The 2000-nt window shown below is 45.0% G+C and carries 2 protein-coding genes; one reads left to right on the top strand and one right to left on the bottom strand.

All coding sequences use genetic code 11. The features are described from left to right. Positions 1–122: 122 nt before the first annotated feature. Positions 123–464 (bottom strand): HU family DNA-binding protein, encoded by a 342-nt coding sequence (locus tag V4C51_RS17640; protein WP_330927481.1) that lies wholly within the window; start codon positions 462–464, stop codon positions 123–125. A 735-nt stretch (positions 465–1199) separates the two neighbouring features. On the opposite strand from V4C51_RS17640, the gene V4C51_RS17635 reads away from it, so the two are divergent. Next, complete coding sequence (locus tag V4C51_RS17635) at positions 1200–1814, top strand: cold-shock protein (protein WP_330927480.1); 615 nt, start codon at positions 1200–1202, stop codon at positions 1812–1814. Positions 1815–2000: the final 186 nt, after the last annotated feature.

Raw genomic sequence — 2000 nt, 5'->3', positions numbered from 1 at the left:
ATCAATTTGCTTAAATAGGTCAACTATTCGCGCAAATTGATCGAAAATTCTGACTCGCCCTACTGAATTTTATGCTCGAAAGCATAAGTCCGACAGGCTTCTAGAGAAGACGGTGAGTATAATTACGAAACGGCGTATTGTTTGAGCTTTTTCAGAGGTCTGACTTTCACCTGAATAGAGGCAGGCTTAGCCGGCACATCCATTAATTCACCAGGCTTGAATGGGTTGGGAACGCCCTTTCTGGCTTTTGTGGCGGCTTTCTTCTTAGTGACAATTTTTAACAGGCCCGGCAGCACAAATTCGCCACACCCCCGCTTTTTCACATGCCTTTCAATCAACTCATTCAACTCGTCCATCACCGCACTGACCTGCTTACGGGTAAGCCCGGTATTCTCAGCAATTTCAGTCAACATCTGTGACTTGTTATATCTGTCTTTAATAACAGGTGCTTTCTTTGCAGCCATGCTACTCTCCTGATGAATATCCATTTGTTAGGGGTGTGCTTTTGTTTGAAACAAAAGCACGATCTGCCACTACACCAGGCTGATTCCGGCATCTCTCTGCAGTCCTTGCAGATTCTGTTTGGCTAGGAGCCTGTCGGACTTAAGACAATTTCGGCCTAAAATCCAGAAAGTCCGAGAAAGTACGGCCAGAATTTCCGATCAATTTGCTTAAATAGGTCAACTATTCGCACAAATTGATCGAAAATTCTGACTCGCCCCACTGAATTTTATGCTCGAAAGCATAAGTCCGACAGGCTCCTAACGTTGGAACGTGTATTTTTCTACAACGTCCCAGACAGCGAAGCTACTAGATGCTTACGAACACTATAATATCAGCATTTTTCCACGTCGAGTCTTTTTTACCACCGAATTTCACCTTTTTTATTGAGTGAATGTCGCGGCCTTGTGTATTAATTCAGCCTGTCAAAACAAATAATCAATAATTTATAAAAAGATCAGCCGGTTAGCACCCACTTGGGGGGTTATCAGGGTGTGAAGCATCAATCACTGCCCTGAACCTGATAAAATGCCGGGAATAACCACTATCTGGAAAAGTCCCCTATTATTTGAGCTGAATACCCAATATGGGTTACATTAAAACAGGAAAAGACATCGTTATTGGTACTGCTTTCCGCTAAACAGGTTTGTCCCTACTGACCTTCATTATGCTTTGATAACAACGAAAAGGACTGTGTCTTGATACAACTGAAATTTATTCATTCACTATCAGGAATCCTGTCGCTACTGCTGATTCTGGTAATGAGCATGACAAAAACTGGCGCATTAGCCCTCCCACTTCCACAAGCTTCCACAGCATACACGCTGCTTTTGGCAACAACTGTCGGCAATCTGTTGCTCGGTGCCTATTTAGTTCAGCGCCATGGTTTTAAGCAATTTGTACAAGTGACAGGTTCAGGCTTTGTGCTTCTGAGTTTAGTGCTGGCACTGTGCCTGATATTCAATCCTTCCCTTACATTGGGTACTATTAATGCTACACACGCTATCCATAGCCTGTTTGTTTTGGGGGCAGCCTGTCACTTTCTGGTTAATCTGAATGCACTTAACCCTGTAGCAACAGAGACCGGGGGCCGTGATGAAAGTCGTGAAACCGGCACGGTCAAATGGTTTAACGTGAGCAAGGGTTTTGGCTTCATTACCCGTGACCAGGGTGATGATGTTTTTGTTCATTATCGGGCCATTCGGGGCGACGGGCACCGCACCTTATCAGAAGGTCAGCGCGTGGATTTTACTGTGATAGAAAACAGCAAAGGCTTACAAGCTGAAGATGTCAATGCTGCCAGGGGGCGCTGAACCCGAGCCTGAGCCTGAACCTGAAAGAAGCAGTCTTGCGTTAAGGCTGCTTTTAGAAGCAGTCTTAAAAGTCTGCCCGTAGCGAGAACCGCGAGAAATGGCGGATAAAAAGTCGCTTTCGTGAGGAGAATAGCGGGACTATTTGACGAACAAAAGCGACTTTTTAGACCCATTTATCGTAGCCGC

Origin of the sequence: Candidatus Sororendozoicomonas aggregata, assembly GCF_031528575.1 — a bacterium.
Taxonomy (GTDB): domain Bacteria; phylum Pseudomonadota; class Gammaproteobacteria; order Pseudomonadales; family Endozoicomonadaceae; genus Endonucleibacter; species Endonucleibacter aggregata.
The sequence above is the reverse complement of the archived record's forward strand: the minus strand, read 5'-3'. Positions and strand labels throughout refer to the sequence as shown.

Coding starts and splice junctions, on each gene's coding strand:
- V4C51_RS17640 (WP_330927481.1), bottom strand. CDS start 464: ATGGCTGCAAAGAAAGCACCTGTTATTAAAGACAGATATAACAAGTCA.